Raw genomic sequence first — 25,251 nt, forward strand, 5'->3', positions numbered from 1 at the left:
TCAGTGCGCGAAGTGCCGCGTGCCGGTGAGGTACACGGTGACGCCGGCGGCCTCCGCCGCGGCGATCACCTCGGCGTCACGCACCGAGCCGCCCGGCTGCACCACCGCGCGGACCCCGGCCTCGATCAGCACTTCCAGCCCGTCCGGGAACGGGAAGAACGCGTCGGAGGAAGCCACCGAGCCCTTGGCCCGGTCACCGGCGCGCGCGACCGCGAGCCGCGCCGAGTCGACCCGGTTCACCTGGCCCATGCCCGCGCCGACGGTGGCCCGGTCGTGCGCCAGCAGGATCGCGTTCGACTTCACCGCGCGCACCGCGCGCCAGGCGAACTCCAGGTCCGCCAGGGTGGCCTCGTCGACCGCCTCGCCGGTGGCCAGCGTCCAGTTCGCCGGGGCGTCACCCGGCGCGTCGATCCGGTCGGCGTTCTGCACCAGCACGCCGCCGGAGATCGGCCGCTCCTCGATCCGGTGATTCCCCAGGCTGTTGTCCGGAAGGCGCAGCAGCCGGATGTTCTTCTTGCGCGTCAGCACTTCCAGCGCGTCCTCGTCGAACGCGGGCGCCACCAGCACCTCGGTGAAGATGTCGGCGATCTGCTCGGCCGCGGCCAGGGTGACCGGCCGGTTCGTGGCGATCACGCCGCCATAGGCCGAAACCGGGTCGCAGGCGTGCGCCTTGCGGTGCGCCTCGGCGACGTCGACGCCGACCGCGATGCCGCACGGGTTGGCGTGCTTGATGATCGCTACCGACGGCTCGTCGAAGTCGTAGGCCGCCCGGCGCGCGGCATCGGCGTCGACGTAGTTGTTGTAGGACATGGCCTTGCCGTGCAGCTGCTCGGCGTGCGCGATCCCGCCGCCGCTCCAGTGCCGGTACAGCGCGGCGGGCTGGTGCGGGTTCTCGCCGTAGCGCAGCACCTCGCCGCGTTCCCACGAGGTGCCCTTGAAGTCGGCGAAACCGGAGTCGTCGGCCGGGGCGTACGCGTTGGCGAACCAGTTGGCCACCGCGATGTCGTAGGACGCCGTGTGCGCGTAGGCGGCCGCCGCGAGGCGCTTGCGGTCCTCCTGGTCGAACCCGCCGTCGCGCACGTTCTCCAGCACCCAGTCGTAACGCGCCGGGTCCACCACGACGGCCACGCTGCCGTGGTTCTTCGCCGCGGCCCGCACCATCGCCGGGCCGCCGATGTCGATGTTCTCCACGCAGTCCTCGAACGAGGCACCCGACGCCACCGTCTGCTGGAACGGGTAGAGGTTCACCACCAGCAGGTCGAACGGCGCGATGTCGAGCTGCTTCAGCTGCGCCATGTGCTCGGGGCGGTCCCGGTCGGCGAGCAGGCCCGCGTGCACCCGCGGGTGCAGCGTCTTGACCCGGCCGTCGAGCGACTCGGGGAACCCGGTCACCTCCTCGACCGGGGTGACCGGCACACCGGCGTCCGCGATCACCCTCGCGGTGCCACCGGTGGACACGATCTCCACCCCGGCGGCGTGCAGGCCGGTCGCCAGTTCCAGCAGTCCCGCCTTGTCCGAAACGCCGATCAGCGCCCGCTTGACCGGCTTCCGCCCCGGCTCGCTCACCTGAAACTCACCTTCCGTCCGTCCACCGTGCAGCCCGCACGGCAAAGCTTCGCGACCACGTCCACCAGCAGCCGCCGTTCCACCGACTTGATCCGCTCGTGCAGCCGGTCCTCGGTGTCGGAGTCCTCCACCGCCACCGCCTCCTGGGCGATGATCGGACCGGTGTCCATGCCGGCGTCCACGAAGTGCACGGTGGACCCGGTGACCTTCACCCCGGCGGCGAGCGCGTCGGCGACCGCGTGCATGCCGGGAAAGGACGGCAGCAGCGCCGGATGCGTGTTGAGCACCCGGTTCTCGAACCGCGCCAGGAACTGCTCGCCGAGGATCTTCATGAACCCGGCGGAGATCACCAGATCGGGCCGGTAGGCGGCGACCGCGTCGGTCAGCGCCTTGTCCCAGGCCGCGCGATCGGGATGGTCACCGACGCGCACGGTGAAGTACGGCACCGAAGCGCGATCGGCCCGCGCGAGGGCTTCGATCCCGGTGCGGTCGGCGCCGACGGCGACCACCGTGGCGCCGAAACCGGAGCGGGCGGATTCGTCGAGCAAGGCCTGCAACAGGGTTCCGGACCCCGAGGCGAGCACCACCACCCTGGCCGGGGTGGGCAGCTCCAACCGACTAGGCAGAACGGGTCTCCTTGCTCGGGCACACGGCCGTTGACCTGGGCACGCCCAGCCTAGTCGCGGCGCTCGGGCTCCTCGGAGGCACCCGGAGCGGGCTTGCCGGGCAGGTCTGCTTCCTCGGTCACGGCCTCGGGAACGGCTTCCTCGGACGCGGCTTCCTCGGCGCTCTCTGGGTGCTCGGTGTTCCCGGCGGTCCTGGCGTACTCAGTGTCCTCGGCGGGCTCGGCGTTCCCGGCGTACCAGGTGTTCCCGGCGTCCTCGGCGGTCCCGGCGTACTCAGTGTCCTCGGTGGACTCGGTGGACTCGGTGGACTCGGTGGACTCGGTGGACTCGACGGACTCGGCGGACTCGGCGACTTCGGTGGCCTCGTCGAGGTTTTCGGGGGCTTCGTCGGAGTCGGCGTCGGCGTCTTCGGAGTCCGCGGTGTCCTCGTCGGTGTCGGTGTCGGTGTCGGCGTCGGCGTCGTCTTGGATGGCGTCGAAGACCTCGGTGATCGCGTCGTCGCCCGGGATGTCCTCGACCGCGGGCGGCACCACCGGCCCGGTGCTGCCGGTCAACCAGGCGACCAGCGCCGCCGGGAAGGCGACCCAGCACGATCCGGCCAGGGAGAACAACGCGATCGGCACGGTCACCGGGTCGAACAGCGCGTCCCCGAACCGGCCACCGGCGAACGTGCCGAGCAGCACACAGCCGAACCCCGCGGTGGCACCGGCGATCGCCGCCGCGCGCACGCGGACCAGCGGATCCGGGTCGCAGCGGCGCAACGTCCAGCCGCACAGCGCACCGGCGAGCGCGGGCAGCACCAGCAACGCGGGCCACCAGGCCGCCCGCGCTTCGGGCAACGCCGCCAGGATCGGCAACGCGGGCACCGGGCCGCCGTCGAAGGCGAACGGAGTGACGTTCACCGCACCGATGGAGAACCCGGGCCCCGCCGCGAAGGACAGCCCGGCCACCACCGCGTTCGGCAGGTACACCACGGAAACCAGCAGCATGCCCGCACCGCTGCCGGCGGTCTCGGCGTCGAACAACCGCATGGTCTCCGGTACCGACAGGCCGAACCCGAGCAGGGTGACCAACGCCCCGGCCACCAACAGCGCCGCCAGCCCGAGCACCCCGGCGCGCAGCCCGCGCACGGCGACCGGGTCGATGTACTGCCGGACCGGTTCGGGCAGCCCGCAACGGGCCAACACCCCGGCCGCCGCGGCCGCTCCGGAGAGCACGCCCGGCAACAGGAACGCGGTCAGCGGTTCCACCTCGACCTCGGTGCCGCTGCACAGCACCGCGACGGTGACCCCGGCGGTGGCGTGCGCGCAGGCGATCACGCCGACCACGCCGATCGCGTGCGTGGCGTCGGTGTGCCCGAGGCGCCGCGTGGCGCTCGACGCGACCTTGGCCACCAACAGCAGAAGCGCGATCGTCGGCAGCAGGGGCAGCACACCGAGCGGGTGCCCGCCGAGGCCCAGCGGCACCTGCTGGGTGGCCAGCCAGGCCGGGCCGCCACCCCGCAGCGCGCCGGTCGCGGTGAACCCGGAACCGGGGGCGAGACCGGCCACCGCGGCCACCGAACCGGCGGCCAGCGTGTAGCCGGCGAGCAGCGGGAGCACGGCGGCGACCAGGAGCACGCGGAACCGAGCCGCCCCGGTGACCTCGTCGCGCGTGCCGTGGTCGCTCAACCGCTCGGCGCCGTCCGGCCCGGTGGTGAGCACCTGCATACCGCTGACCCTCGCATCCACGCTGGGCCATCCGGGTGAGCCACGCCGTTGATCGAAAATGGCACGAGCCACAGCCACCCGGTCGGGGCACAGCAAAAAGGCCACCCGCGGGTGCGCGGGTGGCCTCTGTTGTGCTCGTGGATCAGCTGCTGGGCTTGCCGAATCCGCCCGGCGGGGTGCCCGGCGACTGCTGCCCGCCGGACTCCGAGGAGCCACTCGAACCACCGGACTGCTGCTGGAAGAACTGGCCCTGCTGCGGCGCGTAGGTGGTCGACTGCTGCCCGGGAGGCGGCGGGGTGACCGGGGTGGAGTACTGCGTCGGCGCGGCGAAGCCGCCCGAATCGGGCTGGTTACCGCCGGTGGGCGCGTACTGCGTGGTCTGCTGCGGCGACGAGGCGGGCGGCGGGCCACCGAACTGCGGCTGCTGCGGGGCGTACTGACCGGGCTGACCCGGCGGCGGGCCCGGCTGCGCGGGCTGCTGCCCGCTCGGCGGGCCGTACTGCTGCTGCGGCGCGCCCTGCGGCTTCGGGGCGGGCAGCTTGAGCACGTCGTAGTCGAACAGCAGCGCCGCCACCGCGGCGATCAGCTGCAGGAAACCGAGGATGACGATCACCGTGATGATGCCGGGGACCGTGTCGTTCTCCCCGTAGCCGATCACGTGGTCCAGCGCCTCCAGCGCGCCGAGCACGCTGATCAGCGCGGCGAACGGCAGCACCTTGGGCGCGTTCGGCAGCGCGCGCAGCGCGGCGAGCAGGCCGCCGACCAGGAACCAGGTGGTCGACTCGCTCGCGGGCGAGGCCTCGTCCGAGAAGCCGACGAAGTACTGCACCAGGCCGAGTACCGCGACGGCCAGCGCGAGGATGACCGCGAAGTTCAGCGCACCGGCCTGCAACTGCTGCTGCTGTTGCGGCGGCGGGCCGACCGGCGGGAACGACCCGGTACCCGGTCCCTGGGGATTGTGGGGGCCGCCACCCTGCGGAGGGTAACCAGGCCCACTGCTGGGAAAGGACATCCGTGTTCTCCTGTCGTCCGACCGGCCACTCGGCGTGTGGCAAAAGAGGCGGCTTGTGGTTACTGAACGCTAGCGCACCAGCGGCGCCGGCCCGCCCGCTGGCTCAGACGTTCCGGCGGCCGGAATGGTTTCGTCACCCGGGGGGTGATCGACAACGAAGGCCGGGCACCCGATCGGGTACCCGGCCTTCGTCTTACCGCGCTGAAAATCAGGGCAGGTTGTTGTACAGCTCCCGCGCCAGGTTGGCGGTCTCGGTCGGCGTCTTGCCGACCTTCACGCCGGCGGCCTCGAGGGCCTCCTTCTTCGCGGCCGCGGTCCCGGACGAACCGGAGACGATCGCGCCCGCGTGGCCCATGGTCTTGCCCTCGGGCGCGGTGAAGCCCGCGACGTAGCCGACGACCGGCTTGGTCACGTTGGCCTTGATGTAGTCCGCGGCCCGCTCCTCGGCGTCGCCACCGATCTCACCGATCATCACGATGACCTCGGTGTCCGGGTCGTCCTGGAAGGCGGCGAGCGCGTCGATGTGCGTGGTGCCGATGACCGGGTCACCGCCGATGCCGACCGCGGTGGTGAAACCGATGTCGCGCAGCTCGTACATCATCTGGTAGGTCAGCGTGCCCGACTTGGACACCAGGCCGATCTTGCCGGGGCCGGTGATGTTCGCCGGGATGATGCCCGCGTTCGACTTGCCGGGGCTGATCACGCCGGGGCAGTTCGGCCCGATGATCCGGGTCTTGTTGCCCTTGGCGACCGCGTGCGCCCAGAAGTAGGCCGAGTCGTGCACCGGGATGCCCTCGGTGATCACCACGGCCAGGCCGATCTCCGCGTCGATGGCCTCGACCACGGCGTCCTTGGCGAACTTCGGCGGCACGAAGACCACCGAGACGTCGGCGCCGGTCTCCTTGATGGCCTCCTCGACGGAGCCGAAGACCTTGAGTTCCTTGCCCTCGATGGTCACCGTCTGGCCGGCCTTGCGGGCGTTCACGCCGCCCACGATGTTGGTGCCGGACTTGATCATCTTGGTCGCGTGCTTGGTGCCCTCGGACCCGGTCAGGCCCTGCACGATGACCTTGCTGTTCTCGTTCAGGAAGATCGACATCTCACGCCCCTGCCGCTGCGAGCTCGGCAGCCTTGTCAGCCGCGTTGTCCATAGTGTCCACCACGGTCACCAGCGGGTGGTTCGCCTCGGCCAGGATGCGCCTGCCCTCTTCGACGTTGTTGCCGTCGAGCCGCACGACGAGCGGCTTGGCCGCCTCGTCGCCGAGGATCTTCAGCGCTTCGACGATGCCGGTGGCCACCGCGTCGCACGCGGTGATGCCGCCGAAGACGTTGACAAAAACGCTCTTCACGGCCGGGTCGTGCAGGATGACGTCCAGCCCGGCGGCCATCACCTCGGCCGAGGCGCCGCCACCGATGTCGAGGAAGTTGGCCGGCTTCACGCCGCCGTGCTTCTCGCCCGCGTAGGCCACGACGTCCAAAGTGGACATCACGAGGCCGGCGCCGTTGCCGATGATGCCGACCTCGCCGTCCAGCTTGACGTAGTTGAGGTCCTTCGCCTTGGCCTTGGCCTCCAGCGGGTCCTCGGCCTGCTTGTCGACGAGCGCGTCGTGACCCGGCTGGCGGAACGAGGCGTTCTCGTCGAGGGTGACCTTGCCGTCGAGGGCGATGATCTTGTCCTGCGGGTCACGGACCAGCGGGTTGACCTCGACCAGCGTGGCGTCCTCGGAGACGAAGGTCTCCCAGAGCTTGACGACCACGTCGGCGGCCTCGTCGACGACCTTCTCCGGGAACTTGCCCGCGGTCAGGATCTCCACGGCCTTGGCCTTGTCCACCCCGGTGATCGCGTCCACCGGGATCTTGGCCAGCGCGTCGGGGCGCTCCACCGCGAGCTGCTCGATCTCCACGCCGCCCTCGGCCGACGCCATCGCGAGGAAGGTGCGGTTCGCGCGGTCCAGCAGGAACGAGAAGTAGTACTCCTCGGCGATGTCCGAGGCTTCGGCCACCAGCACCCGGTGCACGATGTGGCCCTTGATGTCCAGGCCGAGAATGGCTTCCGCCTTCTCCTTGGCCTCGTCGGCGCTGTCGGCGAGCTTCACGCCACCGGCCTTGCCGCGCCCACCGGTCTTCACCTGGGCCTTGACGACCACCTGGCCACCGATCTGCTCGGCCGCCGCGCGGGCTTCTTCCGGCGTACTGGCCACGGAACCGGACAACACCGGTACACCGTGGGCGGCGAAGAGATCCCTCGCCTGGTATTCGTAAAGGTCCACTACTCCAGTCTCCTGACGACACGCCACTGTGCTGGTTTGTTGGCGGTTTTTCTCGCCGGGTCGACCCTAGCGACCTGCGGTTCGGTAGTGGACTCCGCACCCGGTGAAGTCGGTCACCGAGAGGCCCGTGACCTCGCCACTGTGGCCATCTTCACCCGGTCGACACCTTCTTGAACGGTGCGGAAGCCGACCACTTCGACTCCTTCGAGCGTGACGTCCGGAGCCTCCGGCGACACCGCGACCACCGCCGGATCCTCCTGCTCGGCGGCGCTGACCACCTCTTCGGCGGAGCCGAGCACGCCCGCGTAGATCACCTCGATGCCTTCGTCGCGAAGCGCTCGGGCGACTTCGGCCAGTCCGGGGTTCTCGTCGAGCGCGGCGAGCAGCACACGCGGGGGAACGGTCACGACTCGTCGTCGGCTGAGCGTGTGACAAATCCCGCGGAAATCGCGGTGGCGACCGCGGCGGCGATGGCCAGCCACAGACCCGCGCCGCTGGCGGCGCCGTCCAGTTCGACCAGTGGCAGCTCCGCGGCACGCAGCACCAGGACGAAGAACACGCCGAGCAGCAGCGCGAAAGCGCGCATCGGACGGCTGCGCAGGGCGAGCGCCAGCGCGGCCAGCACGGCCACCAGCGCGAGCAGCCCGCCCCACCAGGACGCGCCGAAACCGGTGACCAGGGTGGGCGGGTCGTAGTCGGGGGCGGTGACCACAGGCGTGGCGAACGCGGCCACGGCGAGCACCGCGGCGGCGACCACCGGCGTGGTCGCACTGCCCGCCGGGCGCCGCCCGTCGTCGTTCTCGCGTTCGACCATGCCCGCGACGGCCGAGCAGATGCCTGTGACAACCGCGCCGAACAACGCGACTGAAGTCCACGTGACACCGGGTCCAGGACTGAGCACACCGCCGAAGCGGGAAGCGGTGAGCACGGTGTCCAGCACCGCGGTGCCCGCGAGCGGGACCACGACCCAGGCCACCGACAGCGCCGGGCGCAGGGTTTCGCCGACGCCGGGCAGGAACACGGCCAGCCCGAGCACACCGAGCAGGACCCCGGCGACCACGAGCAGCAGGGCCGCGGGCGACTCGGGTGCCTCGATGGCCGGGGACGAACTGCTCACCTGCGCGGTCATCCCGCCGAGCACGGCGGACGCGGCGGTGAGCACGGCGAGCGCGCCGGTCGCCAACTCCAGGCGTCGGCCACCGGGCAGCTTGGCTTCCTCGGCAACGTCGGGGTCGTCGTTCTGCCGCGTGCCTTCCTGGCGGGCGATGGCGAGCGCGGCGAGCCCGAGCGCGGCGACGATCGCGATCACGGGGCCCGGGCTGACCGAGGCGTCCTTGACGGCGAACCCGGCGACGAGGTTCGGCACGGCGACCGCGAGCACCCCGGCCGCGAGCCCGAGCACGCTGCCCCTGGCCGCGGCGCGCAGTCCGGATCCGAAGGCCAGCGCCGCACCGAGCGGCATGGCGAAGGCGAGGAAGAGGGCGCCGGTGAGCACCGGCCACGGCGATTCGAAGGCGTTGCGGGCGGGGAGGTACGGGTCGGCGGACTCGAACGGCGCCATCACCAGCCCGACCCCGGCGACGACGGTCAGCCCGATCGCGAGCACCACCAGGCGGGGGCCGCCGGGCAGGTCCGTGCCCTCGGCCTCGGCTTCGCGCCGCACGAAGTACACCGCGGCGATGCCCGCGGCGGCGGTGAGCAGGTGCCCGGCGAACAGCAGCCACAGCCCGGGGCCCGCGGTGCCCGCTTCCAGCTGGACGGGCACGTGGAACTCGGGGCGGGCGGCGGTGGAGAGGTCGACGAGGAGCTGGAGGTCGAGCAGGAGGCGCCCGGGAGCCAGCACGGCCGTCCCGGCGAGCACGCCGGCCGCGAGGGTGGGGTGGCCGCGGGTGAAGGCGAGCACCGCGATCGCGGCGGGGAGCAACGCCAGCACGATCAGCAGGACCGCGGCGGCGTACCCGGGATGGGCGTCGCCGACCACGGGCACGAGCCCGCCGACGGCGAGCAGGACCGAGCCGAGCACCCCGCAGATCAGCGCTCCGGACAGGAGGCCGGGCTTGGAAGTCATCGCGAGGACGCTAGCAAGGTCGGGTGCTTTTGCTTCGGGCGCCACGCAACCTGGGTGGCGCCCAGGCGTCCAACGGCATATCGCTCCCTTCGGGGCGGAGCGGTTGAGGGGTTGCCCGCCCAACGGGGAGGCGGACAGCGCACAGGGAACCGGGGAACTGGTGACCGGGGCCCGCCCGCTTTGACCGGGGGCGGGCCACGGTCATTTCAGGGGGTGGATGGCGCGGTCGGCGCCCACTCGTTCTGACTTGACTTCAGCTTTGGTGTCGGCGGCGCGCCGCCGGACTGGCGGGCGCTGGGCTATCGGGCGGCGCTGGCCGCGGGTTGGCGACGCCGGGTTGGGGATTGAGGGGCGCTGGGCTGCCGGAGGATGGCGCCGCAGGCCCCGGCGCAGCTTCCGGACGGCGCGCCGGGCCAGCGAGGGGGCAGCGCTGGTCTGGCCGAAGGGCGCCAGTGAACGGAGGGGCAGCGCTGGCCTCGCCGGAGGGCGCCAGTGAGCTGCAGTGCGGTGGCGGCAATGGGGCCTGCCGGTCGGCCGCGTTCGGTCGCTGGGCTTGGCCGTCGGGGCGCGGCGCTCGGCCTCACGCAGCTACCTGATCACCGGGCTCGGCGGCGACGGCGCGGGACTCAGCTGAAGGACCGCGGGCATGTCCGCTCGAGAACAGAGGCGCCCAGCTGCCTGAACACCGAACCTGCCTCTCGGGCGAAGCTCGGCCTACGAGCGTGGCCTCGGGTCCGGGCAGCGCTGCGGGGGCCCAGGGGCAGAGGTCAGCGGAGCGGTGGGAGTGGAGGGGCCAGCGCGCAGTGGAGTTGGCACAGCAGGAAGGCGCAGTGGGGTTGGCGAGATGGGGAGGCCGAGCGGGGGTTGGCGAAGTGAGGAGGCACAGCGGGGTTGGCGGAGTCAGGGTTTTGGCGGAGTGAGGGTTGCCGCAGGAGGTAGGGGGCCACAACGGGGTGGCGCAGGTGCGGCGGCGGCTGGGCGGAGCCGGGCGGTAGAGGGGGCGTGAGCTGCGAGGAAGCGGCGCGGCGGGGTGGTTCGGATGGGTGAAAGAGGGGCGGGAGCGCCGGTGCAACGGTTTATTCCGCGGACGCACCGGGTAAATCCGGACAACGGGAGCGTTCGGGGACCCTGGAGCGTGGGTTTGTGACCTGGAGCACAGGCGGGGGCCTGTTGTCCAGGTCACACCTACGGAGTAATCGGGGGTCTACTTTGGGTCATAATCACAGCTAGTGCGCGCGTGCGTCGCCCTCGTTCGGCCGATGCGGTCGCTGCGCCTTGCCCCGGGTGGTGCCCCTTCGTTAGTGTCCCGGGGTCCCCATTACAGTCAGATCACGAATAGGACGCCGCGCAACCACCCCCGAGGTCGCGCACCGGGTTCCCCCGCCCGGCAGTCCGGACGCGAGATCTGATTCCCCGAAGATGGAAGGCCCCGTAGTCTTGGCTCGACACCGCTCCCCCGGCGGCCAAGTTCCTTCCCCGGAGCTGGAAGACGCACTCGACGGTGCGGTCATCCGAGTCCGGGGTACGCACCGGCTCCCCCCGCCCCCGTCCGCCCTCCGTGGCCGTGTTGTGGTCGCCGCTGTCGCCGCCGGCGCTTTCGCCGCCGCGGCCGCCGGCTCGACGCTCCAATCGCTCGGTTCCGACTCCGACGCCAATGTGACGCCGCTGGCCAGCTCTCGTGACGCCAGTGCCGCGTTCGGCGTCGGTGGCGACACCAAGGCCAGCGCTCCCGAACTCCTTCCGGTCGCCCTCAGCAGCGACGCCTCCGCCGAAGTCCAGAAGCTGGACGACAGCGCGTCGGTGACCACCGCTCGCGTGGAGCGCGAAGAGGCGGAGCAGCGCAAGAAGGAAGAAGAGGCCAAGCGCCCCAAGATCGTGAACCCGTGCCCCGAGGCCCGGTTCACCTCCGGCTTCGGTGCCCGCTGGGGCGCCAGCCACAACGGCATCGACCTCGCCGCCCCGATCGGCACCCCGATCCTCGCCGCCGCTGACGGCACCGTGATCGAGGCTGGCTCGGCCAGCGGCTTCGGCCTGTGGGTCCGCATCCAGATGGACGACGGCACCATCCACGTCTACGGCCACATGAACAGCTTCTCCGTCCGCTCCGGCCAGAAGGTCAAGGCGGGCGAGCAGATCGCCGAGGTCGGCAACCGCGGCCAGTCCACCGGACCGCACCTGCACTTCGAGGTGTGGACCGGCGGCGGCAAGAAGATCGACCCGAGCCCCTGGCTGCGCGAGCGCGGCGTCAAGATCTGAACCTGATCCTTCCGGATCCTCCGGTGGATGGCCCTCGCACGTCGTAGGCGAGGGCTGTCCGCCTTCTCCACCACAGTCACACCTGGCACCACCCTCACGCGCCACACCGTCCGGGCCTTCGGCATGCGCGTGTCGTGCGGTGCCGATCTGACCGGGACGCGAAGAGCACCGCAGCGCCGAGTTCCAGCGCGCCGGCTGCCGCCTCGCCCGCGGTGACCTACGGGAGGTCGCCGCGCACGCCGGGCCCGCCCCACCAGTTCGCCACATGTCGTTTCTCCTGCTCCCGGGGGGTGCAGGGACCCACCCGCTCGTCGAACTTCTGTTCGACTCTCTTTATAGCGGGTGGGTACGACAGTTTTAGAGCTTCACCATCGGCACGCTGCCGATGAGCATCAGCTTGACCTTGCCGGAGGCACCGAAGTCGATGGTCGCGGTGGCGCGGGGACCGGTGCCGTCGGCCGCGACCACCGTGCCGAGGCCGTACTTGTCGTGGCTGACGCGGTCGCCGACGTCCAGCTTCAGCGCCACCGTGTCCTTCCAGCCCTTGAAGTTCGTCGTGCGCATCCCGCGCGAGGAGATGCCTGCCTGCGCCGAATCACCGCCGAACGAGGACGAGCGGCTGCCCCAGGTGGTCGCCGCGCGCGGGGAACCGGAGCGGAAGCCACCGCGAGACGGCTCCTCGCGTCGCCAGTCGAGCAGTTCGGCCGGGATTTCGTCCAGGAAGCGCGAAGCCGGGTTCGCCATGGGCTGACCCCAGGCCGTGCGCGCGACCGCCCTGGAGACGTACAGGCGCTGCCGCGCGCGCGTGATGGCCACGTAGGCCAGCCGCCGTTCCTCGGCCAGCTCGGCGGGCTCGGACAGGGCGCGCATGTGCGGGAAGATGCCGTCCTCCCAGCCGGTGCAGAACACCACCGGGTACTCCAGGCCCTTCGCGGTGTGCACGGTCATCAGCGTGACCACGCCCGCGTCGTCGGAGTCGTCCCCGTCCGGCGACGGGATCGAGTCGGCGTCGGCGACCAGCGACACCCGCTCCAGGAACGCGGGCAGCGAGCCGGGCACCACCACGGTGTCCTCCGGCGGGGGCGTGACCTCCGCGGCGAACTCGCCGAACTCCCTGGCCACGGTGACCAGCTCGGTCAGGTTCTCCACCCGGGACGCGTCCTGCGGGTCGTCGGAGTCCTCCAGTTCCTGGCGGTAGCCGGTGCGCTCGAGCACCGCCTCCAGGATGTCGGCCACCTCGGCCTCGTCCTCGACCAGCCGGCCGAGGTCGTCCATCAGCTCAAGGAAGCCCGCGATCGCCTTCTGCGACCGCGGGTTCATCAGCGTCACCTTGCCGTCGACGGACTCGCGCAGCGCCGCGGCGAACGAGATCCGCTCGCGCTCGGCGTGCGCGGCCACCACCGCTTCGGCCCGGTCGCCGATGCCGCGCTTGGGCACGTTGAGAATGCGGCGCAGGCTGACCGTGTCCTCCGGGTTGGCCAGCACGCGCAGGTAGGCCAGCATGTCGCGGACCTCGCGCCGCTCGTAGAACCGCACTCCGCCGACCACGCGGTAAGGCAGGCCGAGCCGGATGAAGATCTCCTCGAACACGCGCGACTGGTTGTTCGTGCGGTAGAAGACGGCCACGTCGCCGTAGGTCGCCGCGCCCGAATCGGCCAGCTCGTCGATCTCGCCGGCGACGAAGGCGGCCTCGTCGTGCTCGTTGTCGGCCACGTAGCCGACGATCTTCTCGCCGTCGCCGGAGTCGGTCCACAACCGCTTCGCGCGGCGGTTCGGGTTGCGCGCGATCACCGCGTTCGCCGCGGAGAGAATGGTCTGCGTGGAGCGGTAGTTCTGCTCCAGGAGGATGGTGTGCGCGTTGGTGAAGTCGCGCTCGAACTCCTCGATGTTGCGGATGGTCGCGCCGCGGAAGGCGTAGATCGACTGGTCCGCGTCACCGACCACGCACAGCTCGCCCGGCTCCACCCCGGACTCGGTGGTCCCGGTGCCGACCAGCTCGCGGACCAGGGTGTACTGCGCGTGGTTGGTGTCCTGGTACTCGTCGACCAGCACGTGGCGGAACCGGCGCCGGTAGTACTCGGCCACGTCGGGGAAGTTCTGCAGCAGCTCGACCGTGCGCATGATCAGGTCGTCGAAGTCCATCGCGTTGGCCTGGCCGAGGCGCAGCTGGTACTCCGCGTACGCCTCGGCGACCCGGCGCTCCAGGTCGTTGGCGGCCTTGGCCTTGGCGTCCTCGGCGTCGAGCAGCTCGTTCTTCAGGTTCGAGATGTGGATGGCCAGCGTGCGCGCCGGGTACCGCTTCGGGTCCAGGTCGAGGTCACGCGCGACCAGCGTGATCAGGCGCTTGGTGTCGTCGGAGTCGTAGATGGAGAAGCTGGAGGTCATGCCGAGGGTCTTGGCCTCGCGGCGCATGATCCGCACGCACATGGAGTGGAAGGTGGACACCCACATCGCGTTGGCGCGCTTGCCGACCAGCTCGGTGACCCGGTCGCGCATCTCGGCGGCGGCCTTGTTGGTGAAGGTGATCGCGAGGATCTGGCCGGGGTGCGCGCCGCGCTCGGCGAGCAGGTAGGCGATCCGGCGGGTGAGCACCCTCGTTTTGCCCGAACCCGCGCCCGCGACGACAAGCAGCGGCGCACCGGCGTGGGTGACCGCGGCGCGCTGGGCGGGGTTGAGGTCGGCCAGCAGGGCGGACTCGCCGGTGGGGGCGGGGAGATCGAAGAGGGTGTCCATCGCCTGTCCACGTTACTCGGCAGGGGTGACGAAGTACGGCACCGGACGTAGGTGGCGAAGCCGCCCGTGATCCGATGCCGGGACGGGCCGCCCGCGCGCACCCTGGTGGCATGTCCAGTACAGAGCCGACACCAGCCAGGATCCGCGCTTCGGACGCCGAACGCGAACGGGTCGCCACCCGAGTCCAGTCCGCCGGCGCGGCGGGCAGGCTCACCATCACCGAAACCGACGAGCGGGTCGCCGCTGTCTACGCCGCGACGTTCACCGACGAACTGACCGGGCTGACCGCCGACCTGCCGCCGGAGCGGCCGTCGTTCCGGCGCGTGCCGGTGCGCTCGGTGCGCGCGCTACGGGTGCACGCGGCGATCGCCGCGCTGCTCTCGATCCTGCTCGTGGTGCGCTGGGGATTCTCCGGCGCCGACTTCTTCTGGCCGCTGGTGCCCATCTTCTGGCTTGCGGTCAGCGTCGCCGGGCACGCCTGGGTGCGCGGGTTCCCGGCCCGTCGGCGTGACGTTGTGCAATACTGACGGTGTGCGGCGCTACCACCGATTTTTCTACGGGATCCGGACTCCGGCTCCCGTGTCCGCGTAGTGCCACGACGCAGTCACCACGAAGCCCCGGAGTCCACGGACCCGGGGCTTTCGCAGGCTTTGGGACCCGCAGCGGATCCGGACCCGATCACGGAGGTCCCGATGAACCCCCAGACCGACGAGACCAGCGATGTCAGCGAAGTTCACGACGCGCAGGACATCGACGCGCTCCGCAAGGAGATCGACTGGCTCGACAAGGAGATCCTGCGCCTGGTGAAACGCCGGGTCGAGGTGTCCAAGACGATCGGCGCCGCGCGGATGGCCGCCGGTGGCACGCGCATCGTCTACAACCGCGAGATGGACGTGCTCGCGCGCTACCGCGAACTCGGGCCCGAGGGTCGCGAGCTGGCGATGGCGCTGCTGAACCTCGGCCGGGGGCGGCTCGGGCGCTGACCGCGCGGTAACGATGCCGGAAGTTCAGGGTGTGCCCTGAGCCGCCGCGTGCCGGAAACGGGCACACTGGACGCATGGGAACGATCGTCAACCTGATCGCCGTGGTGGTGGCCATCGCCGGGCTGCTCGCCGCGCTCGGTCACGCCGGTTACCTCGCGATGCTGAACAAGGCCGCCAAGGACAGGGCGGGTGGCTCGCCGATCGCGCAGTACGTGCGCAGCCGGTGGGCGGTGGCCGGTGGTACCACGGCCGCCTCGTTCCTCGCGCTGCTGATCACCGGAAGTGACGCGATCCCGATGGACGTGCTGGCGATCGTGCTCGCAACCGGTAGCGGAGCGGTGGCCACCAAGGCATTGCAGTCCACCCAGCAGAGGTACCGAAGCGGCGGCTGAGCCCCGGAGGCACACTCAGAGCGGTTACCCGGGGTGCCGTCGGTGGCGCGCCACCCGGCCGGCGCGCCCGTCGGAGTGAATTTTCTGCAAGTTGCAGATTCGATGGCGCGTTCTCGCCCGCGGCCTTCTACTCTGTTCTTCGAGAGGACCCGCGTGTCAGTTCGGGCATGCGAGGCCGGTGGTCTCGCATGTGCACAGCCGGATGCTCGTGCAGATGTGATGTGCAAATGCTCGGCAGCACCGAATGTGCAACTGCTCCGATCGGGTTGAACCGGGTAAGACCACCGTCAGCACGGCAGGGAGGGGAGGTCCACCCAGCATGAACGGCAGGATCGACTCCACCGGCACCGGTACCGGGCACGGCCGTCACCGCCGCGGCTCGGGCACCTGGACCCCGGCCGTCCCGCACGCGCAGGGACACCACTCGCACCGCGCCTACGGCGGCACCGGAACGCTCGAGCCGCCCGTTCAGCGCACCGATCCCGGCTTCCACGCCTCCCGCGGCGAGCTGCCGATTTCCGCCCGCGCCGACTACGCCGACTTCGGCGCTCGCGCCGAGCTTGGCACCCGCGCTGACCAGGGCGGCGGCGCTTACTCAGGCGCCCGCCCCGACTTCGGCGGCGGCGCTTATCCCGGTGCGCGCACCGCCTTCGGCGACAGCGGCGACTTCAGCGACTTCGCCGACCGCGGCGAGTTCGGTAACCACGGCGAGCGCGGCGGGTTCGGCGACCGCGGCGAGGTTGAAGGCCATGTCGACCAAGCGGATCTCGCGGACACCGCGCCTCTCGCGCCGCCGGTGTTGCCGAGCCAGCGTGGTGAACAGCGTCCACCCACCGCCAACACAGCCGACGTCACCGGGCCGGTTCGCCGCACCAAGGTCACGCTGACCCCGCCCACGCCTCCCGCGCCCGAGGAGGAGGACGCCGAAGACGAGGCCCGCATCTATCTCGCGCCGCCGGTGGACGGGCTGAGCACCTTCGACCTCGGCTCGGTGCCCGCCTCGGTCACCCCGCCGCGGACCTGGCGCAAGGCCGCCTGGTTCGCCGCCGCCTCCTCCGGTGGCGTGGTGGTCGCCATGCTGTGCGCCGGTTCGTTCCTGGTCGGCCAGCCACCGGCGAGCGAGTCCCGCGCGATCAACGGCTGGCTCGGCGAGAACGGCGGCGGTGGCCACCCGCTGGTCCAGGGCGATCTGCCCTTGCCCGGTGACGGCACGGGCACCGGCACCAGCAACGAACCGCCCGCGACGGACGACACGGGCACCACGGACCCCTCCCTGCCCGGCAGCGACCTGCCGACCTCCGGCGGCAGGCCCGGCACCAGCACCGGTGACGCGCCGTCCTCGGTGGGCGGCGGGCGCCCGACCACCTCGCCGACCGGGCCGGGCAGCGGGCAGCCGGACAGCAGCAAACCCCAGCCCGAACTGCAAAAACCGCCCTCGAAGCCGGCCAAGCGCGAGTTCGAGAAGCAGCGCTATTGGACCAGCAACGACCCGAAGACGATGGCCGATCACTCGGAGAAGTTCTTCAACACCGTCACCGAGGACCCCGGCTCGGCCGCCGCGCTGACCGAGGGCGAGCTGCAGCAGGAAGGCGCCTCCGGCCTGCGGGAGAGCTACTCCGACGTGGCGTACTTCGAGGTCAAGCACATCTACGTGGACCCGAACGACGGGGTCACGGTGAACACCGTCGAAGTGACCCACACCGACGGCAGCAAGAGCACCGAGCAGCGCACCCTGGTCTTCAGCGAGAACGACAAGATCACCAACGACGGGCGCTGAGCGTTACCGCGGAAACGCTGGGCCGTTCGGCCTAGCGCCGAACGGCCCGTGATTGGGCTATGTGGGTGGCGTTGACTGCCGTTCGTCGTGCCGCAGGGACTATCCGGCGATCGAGGGTGGCTCCGGGCCGTGCTCGTTCGGTTACCTGGAGGCGTGCACGAGACAACCGGTATCCAGCAGGAGCCGGCCAGGACCCGGGTGGAGGACGTCGTCCCGCCGGAGATGCTGGCCGACCCACTGGTCGACCGCGCGCACCTCGAGGAAGTGTTCGCCGCGCCGGAGCGGTTCCTGCCCGAACCGGTCCCCGACCCGGTGCCGGAGCGCCCGCCGAGACCGCCGGAGGCCCCACCGCACGAGCCGGAAAGCCGGTTCGCCCGCCGGTCCAAGCTGTTCGGCCTGCTGGGCGCGGCGGCCCTGCTGACCGGCTCGATCGCCGCGGCGGCCATGCTGCGCGACCGGCCGCCGGAGCATTCGGTCGGGACGGTGCAGCCGGCGGAGGCCGGGATCACCGGCGCGGCCGCGCTCGGCGGGTTCGCCATTCCGGCGCCGCGCGGGCAGGCACTCACCGGTCCGACGCTGCCCGCGACCTCGGAAACCACGTCCACCGGCCAGACCACCACCTCGACCGGGGACACCACCGCGGCCCAGGTGGTGCCCGGGACCGTGTCACCGGCGGCAGGCACGTCGACCAGCACCCCGGTGAGCAAGCGCGAACTGGTCGAGCGGTTCTACCGGCAGGTGGACGTCGATCCCGGCGGCGCGCTGTCGATGCTCACCGGCACGCTGGCCGGGCAGCAGCCGGGCGATCTCGTGCGCGCGTGGACCGCGATGGACTCGGTGCACGTGGAAAACGTGCGCGAGCAGGCGGACGGCTCGGTGCTCGCGGTGGTCACCATGTTCGGCGACGACGGGCGGCAGCTGCGGATCACCCAGCAGCTGTGGTTCAGCGGGGTCGACGGCGGATTGATCTCCGAGGCCCGCTTGCTTTCCGCCCAGCACACTTCCTAGGCTCTGCGCCGCTCGTCGTGACCAGGCCCACCCACGCGCTGGGTGCCGCCTGCGTGTGCGCAGAGTTAACGCCCTAGCCTTAGTCACGAGACGGTCTCGGCAAACCCGGCCCACAGATCGTCCCCCTGTGCATACGCTTCAGCGGGCACTAGTTCCACCGTCAGGCCCGCGGAGCACCAGAAGGAGGTCGCGTGAGCGACGAGGGTCGCCTGGTCGCCGGCCGGTATCGCATCGTCCAGCGGATCGGCACCGGCGCGATGGGCGCCGTCTGGCAAGCGCACGACGAGGTGCTGGCGCGCACGGTCGCGATCAAGCAACTGCTGCTGCAGCCGGGCCTGGACGGGCACGAAGCCGAGGACGCCAGGCAGCGCACCATGCGCGAAGGCCGGATCGCCGCGCGGCTGCACCACCCGAACGCGATCACCGTGTTCGACGTCGTCACCGACGACAACGGCCAGCCGTGCCTGATCATGGAGTACCTGAACTCCACCAGCCTGGCGCAGGTGCTCCACGAGCACAAAACGCTGCCGCCGATGGAGGTGGCGCGGATCGGCGCGCAGATCGCGGAGGCGCTCAAGGAAGCGCACGCGGTCGGCATCGTGCACCGCGACATCAAGCCGGGCAACATCCTGATCGCGGGCAACGGCCACGTGAAGATCACCGACTTCGGCATCTCGCGGGCCAAGGACGACGTCACGGTGACCAAGACCGGCATGATCGCCGGTACCCCCGCCTACCTGGCGCCCGAAGTGGCCATCGGCGGTGATCCCGGTCCCGAGTCGGACGTGTTCTCGCTGGGTTCGACGCTGTACGCGGCCTGCGAGGGCCAGCCGCCGTTCGGGCTGAGCGAGAACACGCTGAGCCTGCTGCACGCGGTCGCCGCCGGTCAGATCAACCCGCCGCGGCAGTCCGGGCCGATGGCCAGCGTGCTCGCGGTGATGCTGCACCCCGAGGTCGACCACCGGCCGACCGCCGCGGAGTGCCAGGACCTGCTGGACGCGGTCGCCCGCGGGGAGACCCCGCTCGGTGGCCCGACCGAGGCGCTGGCCGCCCCGGCGGCGGCGCTCGGTGCCGGCGCGATGGCCGGTGCGCTGGGCACGCAGACCCTGCCGGAGCCCGACGAGATGTCCGGCGGTTACTCCGGCACGCTCTCGGACACCCCGGCCGCCGGTGGTTTCTACGACGACCGCCCGGACGAGGGGTACGCGCCCGCCGAGGGTTACCCCGACGAGGACTACGACAGCGACCAGTTCCGCGCCGCGGCCGCCACCACGGTCGCGCCGGCCCCGCAGCCGTACCCGAACAACAGCGACGACGACTACGACTACCAGCCCGCACCGCAGGGCGCGCCGGCGCCGGTCGACGACCGTCGCGGCGCGTGGAAGAAGCCGGCCGCGATCGGTGGCATCGTGCTGGTCGCGCTGGTGGCGCTGGGCGTGTGGATCTTCCTGCCCGGTGACAACAAGGCGGGCGACGCCGATCCGATCGCGCCGCCGCCCGCGCCCAGTTCGAGCGCGCCGTCGAGCACGGAAAGCTCGGTCGTGGAGTCGAGTGCCGAGGAGGAGTCCTCGACGCGTCCGGAGCCGCCGAAGCAGACGTCTTCGGCTCCGCCCAAGGACAACACCCCGACCAAGGACACGCCGACGCCGACCAAGTCCTCCCCGAAGCCGACGAAGTCCACGCCGCAGGAACCGTCGACGGAACCGAGCGGACCGCCGCCCAGCGGCGGCAACGGGTAGGCAGGCTCACGCTCGCTGTGGCGCGGTGGCAGTCGATCACCGGTTACTGTGGATGGCCAGAACCCCGGACCGTTGGCGTGACAGAGGTAGTTGATTGAGTTCTCAGGGCGCGCTCATCGGCGGCCGGTACCGGCTGGACCAGCCGATCGGGCGCGGACGAGCAGGAATCGTCTGGATGGCGTACGACACGCGCCTGCACCGCAACGTGGCCGCGAAACGGCTCTACCTGCCCCCAGGGCTCGACCCGCAGCAGGCCGAGCGTGCCCGCGCGGTGGCCGTGCAGCAGGGTCACGACGCCACGCGGATTTCGCACGCCTGCGCGATCACCGTGCACGACGTGGTCCGCGACGGCGCCGACGTGTGGCTGGCGATGGAGTACGTGCCCTCGCGCAACATGGTCGACTTCCTGTCCGAGTACGGCAGGCTCACCGCCGAGCAGGCCGCCTTTCTCGGCGTGCAGCTGGGTTCGGCGCTGATCGCCGCGCACGCCGCCGGCATCCCGCACCGCGGCCTGCAGCCGAGCAACGTGCTGCTCGCCGACGACGGCGGCGTCAAGCTGACCGACATCGGCATCTCCGGCTGGCTCGACCCGGCGTACCTCTCACCCGAGGTGCGGCGCGGGGAGACGCCGACGACCGCGTCCGACGCGTACTCGCTGGGCGCCACCCTGTTCGCCGCGGTCGAGGGCGTGCCGCCGATGGGCCCGGACGGCGCCGGTCCGCAGGTGCAGCCCAACCACACCGGGGTGCTCTCCGGCGCGCTGTCGAAGATGCTGCGCGCGGACCCGGTCACCCGGCCGACCGTCTCCGACATCATCACCTCGCTCAAGGCGATCACCGACGGCAGGCAGACGGCGTTCATCCCGCCGACCGCGACCGCGCTGCCCGAGGTGACCACGCCGCCGCCGTCCCAGCACGGCCCGCCACCGATCCCGCCGCACCAGCAGACCCGCATCGGCGAGATGGCCCCGGTGCCGCAGCAGGCGCAGCGCTCGGCCCCGTCCGGGGATCAGATCCGCCGCTGGGTGGTGATGGCGCTGGCCATCTTCTTCGCGGTGGCGATGGGGATCGCGTTCACCGAGCTGTTCCTGCTCTGACCGAAGCCGCGCGCAGGCCGTCGACCAGGTGGCGGACCACCGGCAGGTCACGCGCGTGCGAGGCGACCGCGGCCTGGATGCAGCGCACGATGTCCGGCCGGACGACCGGGCGCACCACCACGCCGGGATTCGGTGAACCAAGGCCCAGCTCGGGGATCAGCATCACGCCGAGCCCGGCCGCGACGAAGCCCTGCGCGGTGGCGTAGTCCTCGGACTCGACCACGAACTCCGGCGTGAACCCGGCTTCGGCGCAGGCGCCGAGCAGGATGTCGAGGCAGGGCCCGAGCGGTTCGATGCCTACCCACGGCTCGCCGCCGAGATCGGCCAGCTCGATCACCTCCTTCGAGGCCAGCGGGTGCGACCTCGGCAGCACCGCCCGGTACGGGTCCTCGAGCAGCGGGAACAGGTCCACGTTCTTCGCCGGGCGCCCCTGTCGCGGCATCACGACGATGGCGAAGTCGGTCTCCCCGGACTCGACCGCGGGCAGCGGGTCCTCCGGCTCGGTCAGCTTCAGGCTGAGCCGGACCCCGGGAAAGTCGCGGCGCACGGCGGCCACCGCGGGCGGCACCAGCGCGGCGCCGGCGGTGGCGAAGTACCGGATGGACAGGCTCCCTGTCCGCCCGTCCTTCAGCTCGGCCAAAGCTGCTTCTGCCCGCAGAAGCTGGTGGCCCAGCACTTCGGCGTGTTCGGCGAGCAGGCGGCCCGCCGGGGTGGGGCGCACGCCGCGGCCGGCGCGTTCGAGCAGGGGCGTGCCCGCCTCGCGTTCCAGGGTGGACAGTTGCTGGCTCAGCGCCGACGGCGTGTAACCGAGCGTGCGGGCCGCCGCGGAGATCGAACCGCTGGTGATCACCGCGTTCAGCACCTGCATGCGCCGGAAGTCGAGCATGGCCCGATCTTACAGTTCTGCTAACAGATCACTGCAGAAGATTTCGCTTGTCCTTACCTCTCGACCTGGCAAGGCTGGAGCCGTACTGAGGGAGGCTGGGGTGACCGAAACGAAGACCCTGATGCGGATGGGCGCGCTCGCACTCATGTGGGGGTCGAGCTTCTTCTGGATCAAACTCGGGCTGCACGCGTTCTCGCCGGTGCAGCTCGTGCTCGCCAGGCTGGTGCTCGGCGCCGGTGTGCTGTTGCTGCTCTGCCTGCTCAACCGCCACCGGCTGCCGTCCGACCGGCGGCTGTGGTTCCACCTGGCCGTGGCCGGGCTGTTCCACTGCGCGCTGCCGTTCCTGCTCTTCGCGATCGGCGAGCAGACGGTGGACTCCGGCATCACCGGCGTGATCAACGCCACCACGCCGCTGTGGGCGCTGCTGGTCGCGGTGCTCTGGGGCATGGAGCGCAAGCTGGGCCTGGCCAAGGGCGCCGGACTGGTGCTCGGCCTGGCGGGCACCGCGCTGATCTTCGCGCCGTGGCAGGCGTCCGGCCTGCTCAGCTGGGGCGCGCTGGCCTGCCTCGCGGCGTCGGCCAGCTACGGTTTTGTGTTCGTCTACGAGGAGCGGCACCTCTCGCGCAGCGGGTCGTCGCCGATCGTGCTCGCCGGGACGCAGATGCTGCTGGCCAGTGGGTTCATCCTGCTGGCGATGCCGGTCGGCGGCACCACGCCGGTGCACTTCGACCTCGGTGCCTTCGTCGCGGTGGCGGTGCTCGGTGTGTTCTCCACCGGGATCGCCTTCGCGATGAACTACCGGCTGCTGGAGACCGAGGGCGCGGTGGCGGCGTCGACCGTGGGTTACCTGCTGCCGGTGGTGTCGGTGCTGCTGGGCAGCCTGTTCCTCAGCGAGCAGCTGGACCTGCGGGTGCTGGCCGGCATGGTGATCGTGCTCGCCGGGGTCGCGCTGACCAGGGTGCGAAAGCGCGCGGTGAACCTCGAACCGGAGCCGATCCCGGTGGAACCGGCCCCAGCGAAGTAGCTAGACGAGGCGGCGGTCGGAGGCCCAGCGGGACAGCTCGTAGCGGTTGGACAGCTGGGTCTTCCGCAGGACGCTGGACACGTGGGTCTCCACCGTCTTCACCGAGATGAACAGCTCCGACGCGATCTCCTTGTAGGCGTACCCCCGCGCGAGCAGGCGCAGCACGTCCCGCTCGCGCGGGGTCAGCAGGTCCAGCTCGGGGTCGCTGATGGGCGCCGAGCCGGGCCGGTCGGCGAAGGCGTCGAGCACAAAGCCGGCCAGTCGCGGTGAGAACACCGCGTCCCCGTCGGAGACCCGGACCACCGCGCGGACCAGCTCCTTCGACGAGATCGTCTTGGTGACGTACCCCCGGGCCCCCGCCCGGATCACCGCGATCACGTCCTCGGCCGCGTCCGACACCGACAGCGCCAGGAACACCACGTCCGGCAGCTCCGGCCGGATCCGGCGCAGCACCTCGGCCCCGCCGCCGTCGGGCATGTGCACGTCGAGCAGCACCACCTGCGGGCGGGTGCGCGCGATCCCCGCCGCCGCCTCGGCGACGGACCCCGCCTCGCCGACCACCCGCACCTCCTCGGTGATCGACTCCAGCTCGGCCCGCACCCCCGCGCGGAACAAAGCGTGGTCGTCCACCAGGAACACCGAAACCGGCTTCTTCGCTTCGTCCGTCACGCGACCTTCCCAACCTTGAGCGGCATCTCCAACTGCACCTCGGTGCCCTCGCCAGGGGCGGTGCGCACACGGCACTTGCCGCCGTTGCGCTCCATCCTCCCCCGGATCGAGTCGGCGAGGCCATGCCGGTCGTCCGGAACCGCGTCCTGGTCGAATCCCTTCCCCCGATCGCGCACGAACACGGTGACCGCCGTCGGCTCCACCTCGGCGTACACGCTGACCTCGTCCACCCCGGCGTGCTTGGCCGCGTTGACGATGGCCTCCCGCGCGGCCTGCACCAGCGCGGTCAGCGGCTCGTCCAGCTCGGCCTCCCCGACCACCACCTGCTGGACCGAGATCGCGAAGCTGTCCTCCACCTCCCCGCACGCGGTCGCGATGGCCTCCGACAGGCGCGACAGCCGTGCCCCCGACTGACCCGCCTGCCCGAGCCCCTCCGACCCCGACTTCTCCTTGTCCCCGTACCCCGACGGCCCGTAGAGCCAGCTGCGCAGCTGGCGTTCCTGTCCCCTGGCCAGCCGCGCCACCTCGCGCGGGTCCCCCGACTGCTTCTGGATCAGCGCCAGCGTCTGCAACACCGAGTCGTGCAGGTGCGCGGCGATCTCGGCGCGTTCCTCGGTGCGGATGCGGGCCCGCCGCTCCTCCCCGAGGTCACGGACCAGCCGGACCCAGAACGGCACGGTCAGCACCGCCACCCCGATCAGCGTGGCCAGCACCGCGAGCAGCGCGAACTGGATCTGCTCCATGCTCCCCGAGCGGAGCAGCACCACACCGACGCCGGTCATCACCAGCGCCGCCCCGGCCAGGATGCGGATCGCCGCCGACCAGCCGCCCGCCCCGGACAGCGTGCCGACGACCCCCGTCTTGGCACCGGTGCGCCAGCGGCGGCGCTGCGACTCGTCGGCCTCGCGCCAGACCACCGCCGCGCCGATCAGCGCGACCGTCAGCGGCGCGGCCACCCAGCCGCTGAACAACCCGCTCAGCGCGCCCCCGGCCACGGTCAGGCCGACACCGAGCGCGATCAGCCCGAACGCCTGCTGGCGGTCCTTGGCGGTGCCCTCCTTCTTCTCCTCCTTGGCGTTCTGCGGGACGAACACCCAGAGCAGGCCGTAGGCGAACATGCCGACCCCGCCGAGGCCGCCGAGCAGCGCGAAGGCCATCCGCACCCAGAGCACGCGCACGCCGAGGTGGTCGGCGAGGCCGCCGGCCACACCGGCCACCGCGCGCCCGGACCGCCGCCGGTACATCTTCGGCGGGCCCGCGTCCCCGACCGCCGAGCGCGGGGCCGGGATCACCGCGGTCTCCGCATCGGGCGGCGCGGCCGGAGTGGATTGCTGGAGCTGTTCTGGCACGTGACCCATGGTCACACGGCCACGCACCCGAATCATCAGGGAAACCCCCGAGGTGGACCCGGGTCCCGCCGCCCCTGAGCAAGTTCAG

The 25,251-nt window shown here is 71.4% G+C and carries 22 protein-coding genes; 10 read left to right on the forward strand and 12 right to left on the reverse strand.

Going from position 1 to position 25,251, the window contains the following annotated elements:
* The 8 genes from purH to YIM_RS48815 all read right to left on the reverse strand — a co-directional run bounded on the left by purH (window position 1) and on the right by YIM_RS48815 (window position 9,251).
* Window positions 1–1,566 (reverse strand): bifunctional phosphoribosylaminoimidazolecarboxamide formyltransferase/IMP cyclohydrolase, encoded by a 1,566-nt coding sequence (gene purH / locus YIM_RS43430; RefSeq protein ID WP_153035899.1) that lies wholly within the window; start codon window positions 1,564–1,566, stop codon window positions 1–3.
* A complete protein-coding gene (gene purN, locus YIM_RS43435) occupies window positions 1,563–2,180 on the reverse strand; it encodes a phosphoribosylglycinamide formyltransferase (RefSeq protein ID WP_153035900.1) in 618 nt (205 codons plus the stop codon). Before purN ends, purH begins: the two co-directional genes overlap by 4 nt.
* A gap of 62 nt (window positions 2,181–2,242) precedes the next feature.
* Entirely contained in the window at window positions 2,243–3,901 is a 1,659-nt protein-coding gene (locus YIM_RS43440) for a DUF6350 family protein (RefSeq protein WP_153035901.1), read from the reverse strand.
* Between the two features lie 142 nt (window positions 3,902–4,043).
* The gene (locus YIM_RS43445; protein ID WP_153035902.1) at window positions 4,044–4,913 is read right to left on the reverse strand and encodes a DUF5336 domain-containing protein; all 870 of its coding nucleotides are present in this window, start codon (window positions 4,911–4,913) and stop codon (window positions 4,044–4,046) included.
* A gap of 208 nt (window positions 4,914–5,121) precedes the next feature.
* Window positions 5,122–6,012 carry a succinate--CoA ligase subunit alpha gene (gene sucD, locus YIM_RS43450; protein ID WP_153035903.1) on the reverse strand — a complete coding sequence of 297 codons (891 nt, stop codon included), beginning with the start codon at window positions 6,010–6,012 and terminating at the stop codon, window positions 5,122–5,124.
* 1 nt (window position 6,013) lies between these two features.
* The gene (sucC, locus tag YIM_RS43455; protein WP_153035904.1) at window positions 6,014–7,183 is read right to left on the reverse strand and encodes an ADP-forming succinate--CoA ligase subunit beta; all 1,170 of its coding nucleotides are present in this window, start codon (window positions 7,181–7,183) and stop codon (window positions 6,014–6,016) included.
* 113 nt (window positions 7,184–7,296) lie between these two features.
* Window positions 7,297–7,590 (reverse strand): cobalamin-dependent protein, encoded by a 294-nt coding sequence (locus YIM_RS48810; RefSeq protein ID WP_194239941.1) that lies wholly within the window; start codon window positions 7,588–7,590, stop codon window positions 7,297–7,299.
* Window positions 7,587–9,251, reverse strand: coding sequence for a hypothetical protein (locus YIM_RS48815; RefSeq protein WP_194239942.1), 1,665 nt, complete (start codon window positions 9,249–9,251; stop codon window positions 7,587–7,589). The genes YIM_RS48810 and YIM_RS48815 overlap by 4 nt, the downstream gene beginning before the upstream one ends.
* A 502-nt stretch (window positions 9,252–9,753) precedes the next feature.
* On the opposite strand from YIM_RS48815, the gene YIM_RS49800 reads away from it, so the two are divergent.
* Both YIM_RS49800 and YIM_RS43465 read left to right on the forward strand, forming a co-directional pair.
* Window positions 9,754–9,885: a hypothetical protein gene (locus tag YIM_RS49800; protein WP_255462838.1), complete on the forward strand. Its 132-nt coding sequence runs from the start codon at window positions 9,754–9,756 to the stop codon at window positions 9,883–9,885.
* A 935-nt stretch (window positions 9,886–10,820) separates the two neighbouring features.
* Window positions 10,821–11,507, forward strand: coding sequence for a M23 family metallopeptidase (locus tag YIM_RS43465; protein ID WP_228004383.1), 687 nt, complete (start codon window positions 10,821–10,823; stop codon window positions 11,505–11,507).
* Between the two features lie 357 nt (window positions 11,508–11,864).
* Here YIM_RS43465 and pcrA read toward each other — a convergent pair whose 3' ends face one another.
* Complete coding sequence (gene pcrA / locus YIM_RS43470) at window positions 11,865–14,240, reverse strand: DNA helicase PcrA (protein ID WP_153035907.1); 2,376 nt, start codon at window positions 14,238–14,240, stop codon at window positions 11,865–11,867.
* 110 nt (window positions 14,241–14,350) lie between these two features.
* On the opposite strand from pcrA, the gene YIM_RS43475 reads away from it, so the two are divergent.
* The 7 genes from YIM_RS43475 (at window position 14,351) to YIM_RS43505 (ending at window position 21,235) form a co-directional block, all read left to right on the forward strand.
* Complete coding sequence (locus YIM_RS43475; RefSeq protein WP_153035908.1) at window positions 14,351–14,767, forward strand: DUF1707 domain-containing protein; 417 nt, start codon at window positions 14,351–14,353, stop codon at window positions 14,765–14,767.
* Window positions 14,768–14,932: 165 nt separating this feature from the next.
* Entirely contained in the window at window positions 14,933–15,223 is a 291-nt protein-coding gene (locus YIM_RS43480) for a chorismate mutase (RefSeq protein ID WP_153035909.1), read from the forward strand.
* A 74-nt stretch (window positions 15,224–15,297) separates the two neighbouring features.
* A complete protein-coding gene (locus tag YIM_RS43485; RefSeq protein ID WP_153035910.1) occupies window positions 15,298–15,615 on the forward strand; it encodes a hypothetical protein in 318 nt (105 codons plus the stop codon).
* A gap of 319 nt (window positions 15,616–15,934) precedes the next feature.
* Window positions 15,935–17,392 carry a hypothetical protein gene (locus YIM_RS43490; RefSeq protein WP_153035911.1) on the forward strand — a complete coding sequence of 486 codons (1,458 nt, stop codon included), beginning with the start codon at window positions 15,935–15,937 and terminating at the stop codon, window positions 17,390–17,392.
* 153 nt (window positions 17,393–17,545) lie between these two features.
* Window positions 17,546–18,400, forward strand: coding sequence for a hypothetical protein (locus YIM_RS43495; RefSeq protein ID WP_153035912.1), 855 nt, complete (start codon window positions 17,546–17,548; stop codon window positions 18,398–18,400).
* Between the two features lie 191 nt (window positions 18,401–18,591).
* Entirely contained in the window at window positions 18,592–20,139 is a 1,548-nt protein-coding gene (locus YIM_RS43500; protein ID WP_153035913.1) for a serine/threonine-protein kinase, read from the forward strand.
* Between the two features lie 94 nt (window positions 20,140–20,233).
* Window positions 20,234–21,235, forward strand: a complete 1,002-nt coding sequence (locus tag YIM_RS43505; protein WP_153035914.1) for a serine/threonine-protein kinase — start codon at window positions 20,234–20,236, stop codon at window positions 21,233–21,235.
* On the opposite strand, the gene YIM_RS43510 is transcribed toward YIM_RS43505, so the two are convergent.
* Window positions 21,213–22,121 (reverse strand): LysR family transcriptional regulator, encoded by a 909-nt coding sequence (locus YIM_RS43510; RefSeq protein WP_153035915.1) that lies wholly within the window; start codon window positions 22,119–22,121, stop codon window positions 21,213–21,215. The genes YIM_RS43505 and YIM_RS43510 overlap by 23 nt on opposite strands.
* Window positions 22,122–22,221: 100 nt before the next feature.
* Between YIM_RS43510 and YIM_RS43515 the strand changes: the two genes are divergently transcribed.
* Entirely contained in the window at window positions 22,222–23,145 is a 924-nt protein-coding gene (locus YIM_RS43515; RefSeq protein ID WP_153035916.1) for a DMT family transporter, read from the forward strand.
* On the opposite strand, the gene YIM_RS43520 is transcribed toward YIM_RS43515, so the two are convergent.
* Together YIM_RS43520 and YIM_RS43525 are read right to left on the reverse strand one after the other, a co-directional pair.
* Window positions 23,146–23,814: a response regulator transcription factor gene (locus YIM_RS43520; protein ID WP_153035917.1), complete on the reverse strand. Its 669-nt coding sequence runs from the start codon at window positions 23,812–23,814 to the stop codon at window positions 23,146–23,148.
* Window positions 23,811–25,172, reverse strand: coding sequence for an ATP-binding protein (locus YIM_RS43525; RefSeq protein WP_153035918.1), 1,362 nt, complete (start codon window positions 25,170–25,172; stop codon window positions 23,811–23,813). Before YIM_RS43525 ends, YIM_RS43520 begins: the two co-directional genes overlap by 4 nt.
* Window positions 25,173–25,251: the final 79 nt, after the last annotated feature.

The sequence above is a fragment of the Amycolatopsis sp. YIM 10 genome (assembly GCF_009429145.1).
In the GTDB taxonomy this organism is placed as follows: Bacteria; Actinomycetota; Actinomycetes; order Mycobacteriales; family Pseudonocardiaceae; genus Amycolatopsis.